The following is a 6,405-nucleotide window of genomic DNA, read 5'->3' on the forward strand; positions in this document are numbered from 1 at the left end:
ATGGTAAAAGGCATGCAGGAAGTAATTGATGTCATGGAGAAGGTGAAGGGGGATCTGGACGCCAACGGCGGACTGCAGCAGGTGATTTTTGTGGCCTGCGGCGGGTCCTTCGCCTCCTCCTATCCGGCCCGGTATCTGCTGGGGCAGGAGAGCAGTCTGAAGGTGCTGGGCTATAACAGCAGCGAGTTTGTCAATGCCACTCCCCAGACCGTAGGTCCCAACACTCTGGTCATTGCCACCTCCACCAAGGCCACCGCGGAGACGGTGGAGGCCCTGCGGGTGGCCAATGAAAAGGGCGCTGTAACGGTGGGTCTGTCCGGCTATGCGGATTCTCTCACGGCTCAGACCGCCCGGTACTATATCACCTATTACCATGCGGACGAGTGGTATCAGGACCCCTCTCTGGTCCATTACAACAGCCAGGGCACGGCGCTGAAAATTGCCTTCTGGCTGCTGAAGGAATATGACCACTATGCCGCCTATGATAAGGCTATCGAGGCCTTTGAAAAGATGCCTGAGATCTACGGCGCCGCCCATGAGAGCGTCAAGGCCAAGGCGGCCCAGTTTGCCATGACCTATAAGGATGACACGGTGTGGAACGTGATGAGCAGCGGCGCTGCTTGGGAGGTCTCCTATTCCGATGCCTTCTGCTTCTTCCAGGAGATGCAGACGGTGCACTGTGTCCCCATCCACTCCGGCGAGTATTTCCACGGCGCCTTTGAGACCTGTGACAAGGATCTGGCTATTCTGCTGTTCAAGAGCGTGGGCCGCACCCGTCCACTGGACGAGCGGGCCGAGCGGTTCCTGAATCAGTTTGGCGGCCACCACTGGATCATCGATGCGGAGGAGCTTGGCCTGGGCCAGCTGGATCCTCAGGTGGCGGAGTACTTCAACGCCCTGCTGCTCCACCCCATCTCCAAGCAATTTATTGCGGCCATGGGGGATGTGCGGATGCATCCCATGAGCTATCGCCGCTACATGTGGAAGTTTGATTATTGAGATCTGGATTTTCCCAAAGGGCCGGCCCGGTGCTAAAGCAGTGGGCCGGCCCTTTTGTTTCAGTATGGACACGCCACGGACGGTCCGGCGCCGTGGGGGTGGCGGCGAGGAGCAGGCGGCCGGAAATCCGCGCGTACCGGTGGGTCATAGACGGACTCCCCACTCCCGCCGGGTCAGCTGTATATAGTGCTGGTACAGGATGCCGAAGCGGTGGATATATTTGGGCTTCCAGGGCTTCTCTTTTCCGCAGAAGTGGAGGATCGCCGTGTGCTCCATCACCCACCTGAGGTCACACCGCCCCCCGCTGCGGACCAGGTAGCTGCTGTAATTGCGGGCGTCATAGTTCCACAGCACATCCTCCAGGGGAAGGATCTTCTCACTGTACAGAGCGTTGAGAACGTCCTGATCGGGGAGGATCAGCTCTCTGCGGTGCTGCTGTACATATTGAAAGATCTCCTGGGGGACGATCTCCCGCCGCCCGGCCTCCAGATCCATCAGCAGGACGCCGGAGTTGTAATAGTCCTGTTCGGTGCCCAGCCGCAGCTGATTGACGCCGCTCATCAGCTCCGTCTTGCCGGTGTGGGCGGCGGCGGCAAAGAGCTTGCCCCTCAGGTCTGTCTCCCACAGGGGACGGATGGGGTTGATGATCAGGGTGTCCGGGTCCAGATAGAGGACCCGCCGGAGCTGTTTGGGCAGCAGGTGGGGGGCCAGCAGCCGGTAGTACATCTCCTTGGGATACTGCCGCGTGATGGGCGCCTCCTGAAACAGGGTGTCATCCACCGGAACGGGCATAAACGTATATCCGTATGTGCCGCACTGTATGCGCACCCTGTCCAGGGCCTGGTCCGAAATCCCGCTGTGGAGCAGGGCAAGGACGAAGGTATCCCGGGGATTGTTCACCCGCAGAGAGGTGAGCATCACCTGGAGCTGGGGAAGATAGGTTTCATCCAATGTGGCCAAAAGAAAAATCGGGTCCATACACAAACGCCTTTCTGTTTTGTTGTTTTCTCCGCGGGGGAGGCCTGCTCAGCCGGAAGCGGAGCAGGAGAAGCCTCAGCGACGGGTGCCCATGCGGCTGACCGCCGTCACCACGGCTTCAATGCCCAGCAAAATGAGGTAGAAGCCGGCAAAATAGCGCAGTGTGGCAAGGGTGAACAGCAGGCGCAGGATCATGAGGCAGCCCAGGATCAAACCGATGATGTTGATCACCAGCGCAAAGCGGTAGACCCCGCTGCCTGCCACATAGCGGACATGGTTCAGCTGGGTCAGGCGGGAGATGCAGTGGGCGATGAACCAGATAGGGAACAGCACTGTCAGCACCAGCACTCCCGTCCTGGGATAGACCGCCAGCATGACGCCGGACATGACGCTCAAAACCCCGGCGATCAGGGATAGGATGGGGCCGAAGCCCGTATACCGTTCCACTTCGATGTACAGGATGATGTCCGCGATGCCCATGACCACGGCGGCCACGCCATAGGCAAACACCAGACTGTTCAGGGCAAGGTCCGGCCGGAGAAAGGCCAGAGCCCCCAACAGAATCAGAAGGATGCCAATGGCCAGTTCCAGCCAGCCAAATCCGGAGCGCCTTCTCATTTCCTTTCGCCTCCCATCAGAATTTCCATAAACTCCTCGCCGGTGATGGTCTCCTTTTCATAGAGGAACTGGGCCAGCTGGTCCAGCTTTTCCCGGTTCTCCTCCAGAATCCGCCTGGCCTTTTCATGCTGCCGCTTCACCAGCTCCACCACCTGCCGGTCGATCTCCCGCTGGGTCTCGGGAGAGCAGGCCAGGGAGGCGTCGCCGCCCAAATATTGGTTGTTTACCGTCTCCATGGCCACCATGTCAAAGTCCTCGCTCATGCCGTAGCGGGTGATCATGGCCCGGGCCAGCTTGGTGGCCTGCTCGATGTCGTTGGAGGCGCCGGTGGTGTAGGAGCCGAAGACGATCTCCTCGGCGGCCTGACCGCCGGTGTAGGTGGCGATCTTGTTCTCGATCTCCTCCTTGGTCATCAGATACTTGTCGCCGGTCTCCACCTGCATGGTGTAGCCCAGAGCTCCGGAGGTGCGGGGGATGATGGTGATTTTCTGCACCGGAGCGGAGTTGGTCTGCTTGGCCGCCACCAGAGCATGGCCGATCTCGTGGTAGGAGACCACCTTTTTCTCGTGGTCGGAGAGGACGGCGTTTTTCTTCTGATAACCGGCGATGCCCACCTCAATGCTCTCCTCCAGGTCCGACTCGTTGACGATGGTGCGCCCGTTGCGCACCGCCCGAAGGGCGGCCTCATTGATGATGTTGGCCAGCTCCGAGCCGGAAGCGCCGGAGGCCATGCGGGCGATGGTATGGAAGTCCACATCCGACCCTACCTTGATCTTTCTGGCGTGGACCTTCAAAATGGCCTCCCGGCCCGCCAGGTCGGGCAGCTCCACGGGCACCCGCCGGTCAAACCGTCCGGGGCGGGTGAGGGCCGGGTCCAGAGATTCAGGCCGGTTGGTGGCCGCCAGGATGATCACGCCGGTGTTGCCTTCAAAGCCGTCCATCTCCGTGAGCAGCTGGTTCAGGGTCTGTTCCCGCTCGTCGTTGCCGCCGTAGCCGCTGCCGGAGTGGCGTTTTTGACCGATGGCGTCGATCTCATCAATAAATACGATGCAGGGGGCCTTCTCCTTGGCTTGCCGGAACAGGTCCCGGACCTTGGAGGCGCCCATGCCCACGAACATCTCCACAAACTCCGAGCCGGACATGGAGAAGAAGGGCACGTTGGCCTCGCCGGCTACGGCCTTGGCAGCATGGTCTTGCCGGTGCCCGGAGGGCCCACCAGCAGGACGCCCTTGGGCATGGAGGCGCCGGCCTGGCTGTACTTATTGGGGTTGTGGAGGTAGTCCACGATCTCCGCCAGGCTCTCCTTGGCCTCGTCCTCACCGGCCACGTCGGAAAATTTGATCCCCTTGGTGGACTGGACATAGACCTTGGCGTTGCTCTTTCCCATTCCAAAGGCCATGGAGTTTTTTCCGCCTCCGGCCTGTTCCATCAGTTTTTTACTCATGTACTGGCCCAGGGCGGCAAAAATCAGCATGGGCAGCACGAAGGTCAGCAGAAAGCTCCACACAGGGGAGACCGACTCGGCACTCACCCGGGTAAACTCCGCTCCGGATTCGTGGAGCCGCTGTGTCAAGGTGGGGTCCTCCATGGGACCGGTTTTGTAGATGGTGCTCCCGGTTTTGTCGGTGAACAGGATCTGGGTGTCTTCGACCTGTACCACGCCGATGCTCCTGTCGTCGATCATGTCCATAAAGGTCCCGTAATCCACCTCCACCACCCGGTTCTGGGTGAGCAGGGGGGTGACCAGCATATTGAACGCCAGGATCATCAGCAGAACGATACAGTAATAATAAATCAGCGGTTTTTTGGGCGATTTTACTTCTTTCATGACGGTCTCCTTTCGTTTTCCCGGCCGGGCGACTGGGCGTCAATGGCTTCCATCGCCAGCAGCAAGGCCCGGTTGGCCGCCTGCACGGCAAAATCCAGGGCGTACTCCGCCAGGAGGATCTTCTCTTCCGCCTGGGCCTCGGCGTCATTTCGGGCGGCGGCCTGTTCTTCCAGCTTTGCCTTTGCCCGTTGAATACTCTGCTCGATTTCGCTGTAAGTGCCTGCCAGGGTTGCCACAACCTCGGCTCTGGACAGCTGCAATTTTTGCCACAGGGTCAGCTCCGTCTCCATACACTCTCGGGACAAGGACCGGATCTCCTGCCGGAGCTGATCGTGACCGGCGGTTTCGCTGAGATGGATTCGGCTTCTCAGACGGATAAACCGATCCTCCAATTCGCAAAGCTTCACCGCCAGGATCTCATGTGCCATGCCTCTGGCCCCCTTTCTGTCTGTTATTATAGCGGTTGACTCCGAGGCCGCAATTGGCACTGCTTTGAATGTGTATAGACACAAAGGGCCGGAGTGTAAAAGAATTTTACACTCCGGCAGGATTGACAAAGAAAAAAGGGTGCGTTAGGGCCCGGAGAAAGCCAGGCGTTTGGAAGCATACTGCCCGCTCCGGACCGGAGGCGGCAGGCCGGCGGGGACTGTGGGGGAAATTTCCCGGCTCACACGCCGGAGTAGGCGGAGAAGCCGCCGTCGATGGGGATGCACACGCCGGTGATAAAGCTGGCGGCCTCGTTGTTCAGCAGGAAGAGGACCGCGCCTGCCAATTCCTTCTCCGTGTCGCCGAACCGGCCCATGGGGGTAGCGGCCAGAATCTTTCCCGTGCGGGCGGTGGGGGTGCCGTCCTCGTTAAATAGAAGCTTCTGGTTCTGCTTGGTGGAGAAGAAGCCGGGGGCGATGGCGTTGACCCGGATGCCGGCCTTGGAGAAGTGGACGGCCAGCCACTGGGTGAAGTTGCTGATGGCCGCCTTGGCCCCGGAGTAGGCGGGGATCTTGGTCAGGGGGGTGTAGGCGTTCATGGAGGAAATGTTCAGGATGTTGCAGCCCTCCCGGCCCACCATCTGACGGGCAAAGGCCTGGGTGGGGATGAGGGTGCCGATAAAGTTGAGGTTGAAGACGAACTCCACGCCGCTTTTGTCCAGGTCGAAAAAGCTCTTGGTGTCGGCGTCCATGTCCCCGTCCTCGTAGTACTCCTTGTCGGTGGTGGCCCGGGGGTTGTTGCCGCCGGCGCCGTTGATGAGGATGTCACAGGGGCCCAGGTCGGCCTCCACCGCGTCGGCCACGGCATAGCAGACCTCCTTGTCCAGCACGTCGCAGACATAGGCCTTGGCCACGCCGCCCTCGGCGGTGATCTCGTCGGCAAACTTCTGGGCGGCCTCCTGGTTGCGGTCCAGCAGGGCCACCTTGGCCCCCGCCCGGGCCAGCACCTTGGCGAAAGCGGAGCACAGCACCCCGCCCGCACCGGTGACCACCACTACTTTTCCAGTCAGATCGGTATTCAGAACGTTCTTTTCCACAAAAATCATCCTTTCTCAGCTTCGCTTGGCCTTTTCACAGGCCTCGAACAGTCCATTGATGTAGGCGGCGCCCAGGGCCCGGTCATAGAGTCCGTAGCCCGGCTTGCCGCTCTCGCCCCAGATCATCCGGCCGTGGTCGGGGCGGACGTAGCCGTCAAACCCGCTGTCCACCAGCGCTTTTACAATTTCATACATGTCCAGGCTCCCGCAGAAGGTCAGATGGGCCCGCTCCTCAAAGGAGCCGTCGGCCAGAATTTTTACGTTGCGGATGTGCATAAAACCAATGCGGCCGGCGCCGGCATACTTCCGCACCATGGCGGGAATTTTGTTGAATTTGGCGCAGCCCAGGGAGCCGGTACACAGGCACAGGCTGTTGGCGGGGGAGTCCACAATGGACAGGTACCGGTCCAGATTCTCCTCACAGGTGATGACCCGGGGCAGGCCGAAGATGGGGTAGGGG

The 6,405-nt window shown here is 60.2% G+C and carries 6 protein-coding genes and 1 pseudogene; 1 reads left to right on the forward strand and 6 read right to left on the reverse strand.

Features of this window, described 5'->3' with window-relative positions:
* Positions 1-999: an SIS domain-containing protein gene (locus B5E43_RS11435; RefSeq protein WP_158099041.1), complete on the forward strand. Its 999-nt coding sequence runs from the start codon at positions 1-3 to the stop codon at positions 997-999.
* Between the two features lie 144 nt (positions 1,000-1,143).
* Here B5E43_RS11435 and B5E43_RS11440 read toward each other — a convergent pair whose 3' ends face one another.
* From B5E43_RS11440 to B5E43_RS11465, 6 genes and pseudogenes are all read right to left on the reverse strand, one after another.
* Positions 1,144-1,977, reverse strand: coding sequence for a glycosyltransferase family 8 protein (locus tag B5E43_RS11440; protein ID WP_242964813.1), 834 nt, complete (start codon positions 1,975-1,977; stop codon positions 1,144-1,146).
* A 75-nt stretch (positions 1,978-2,052) separates the two neighbouring features.
* On the reverse strand, positions 2,053-2,595 hold the full coding sequence (locus B5E43_RS11445) for a DUF308 domain-containing protein (RefSeq protein WP_087396827.1): 543 nt from the start codon (positions 2,593-2,595) through the stop codon (positions 2,053-2,055).
* A pseudogene (ftsH, locus tag B5E43_RS11450) lies at positions 2,592-4,423 on the reverse strand (ATP-dependent zinc metalloprotease FtsH). The gene B5E43_RS11445 and the pseudogene ftsH overlap by 4 nt, the downstream one beginning before the upstream one ends.
* The gene (locus B5E43_RS11455; RefSeq protein ID WP_087396829.1) at positions 4,420-4,851 is read right to left on the reverse strand and encodes a hypothetical protein; all 432 of its coding nucleotides are present in this window, start codon (positions 4,849-4,851) and stop codon (positions 4,420-4,422) included. Before B5E43_RS11455 ends, ftsH begins: the two are co-directional and overlap by 4 nt.
* A gap of 239 nt (positions 4,852-5,090) precedes the next feature.
* Positions 5,091-5,945 (reverse strand): SDR family oxidoreductase, encoded by an 855-nt coding sequence (locus B5E43_RS11460; RefSeq protein ID WP_242964814.1) that lies wholly within the window; start codon positions 5,943-5,945, stop codon positions 5,091-5,093.
* Positions 5,946-5,960: 15 nt separating this feature from the next.
* On the reverse strand, positions 5,961-6,405 hold a 445-nt coding region (locus tag B5E43_RS11465), incomplete at its 5' end, for a mannonate dehydratase (protein ID WP_206406992.1).

The sequence above is a fragment of the Flavonifractor sp. An100 genome (assembly GCF_002161175.1).
In the GTDB taxonomy this organism is placed as follows: domain Bacteria; phylum Bacillota; class Clostridia; order Oscillospirales; family Oscillospiraceae; genus Lawsonibacter.

Coding starts and splice junctions, on each gene's coding strand:
- B5E43_RS11440 (WP_242964813.1), bottom strand. CDS start 1,977: ATGGACCCGATTTTTCTTTTGGCCACATTGGATGAAACCTATCTTCCC.
- B5E43_RS11445 (WP_087396827.1), bottom strand. CDS start 2,595: ATGAGAAGGCGCTCCGGATTTGGCTGGCTGGAACTGGCCATTGGCATC.
- B5E43_RS11435 (WP_158099041.1), top strand. CDS start 1: ATGGTAAAAGGCATGCAGGAAGTAATTGATGTCATGGAGAAGGTGAAG.
- B5E43_RS11455 (WP_087396829.1), bottom strand. CDS start 4,851: ATGGCACATGAGATCCTGGCGGTGAAGCTTTGCGAATTGGAGGATCGG.